Source organism: Gemmiger formicilis (genome assembly GCF_016901605.1).
In the GTDB taxonomy this organism is placed as follows: domain Bacteria; phylum Bacillota; class Clostridia; order Oscillospirales; family Ruminococcaceae; genus Gemmiger; species Gemmiger formicilis_B.
This window is the reverse complement of sequence record NZ_JACJKP010000908.1, coordinates 1-219: the sequence shown is the minus strand read 5'-3', so window position 1 is coordinate 219 and position 219 is coordinate 1. Positions and strand designations below refer to the sequence as shown.

The 219-nt window shown below is 54.3% G+C and carries 1 protein-coding gene; it reads right to left on the bottom strand.

The window, feature by feature from the left end; translation table 11 throughout:
• Positions 1-95: 95 nt before the first annotated feature.
• The gene (locus tag H6B10_RS17210; protein ID WP_345941880.1) at positions 96-209 is read right to left on the bottom strand and encodes a hypothetical protein; all 114 of its coding nucleotides are present in this window, start codon (positions 207-209) and stop codon (positions 96-98) included.
• Between the last annotated feature and the right edge of the window lie 10 nt (positions 210-219).

Here is a 219-nt window from a genome sequence, read left to right as displayed (position 1 = left end):
ACTGGAAAATCATCTGCCTTGGCGGCGCGCCATCACCAAAGGATGGGGGCGGCTGGTTGGCATTGCCGGTACTTTTTCCATCTTTGTTTTTACGTTTACCATTTTCCGTGCCAGATTCCACTGACCAAAAACGTGGCAACCAAGTTGACATCCCGGCGCCAGGGTTTGCAGCGGCTGCCCCCCAGCGGAATATAGACGTAGTCTTTCAACCACCGGGAC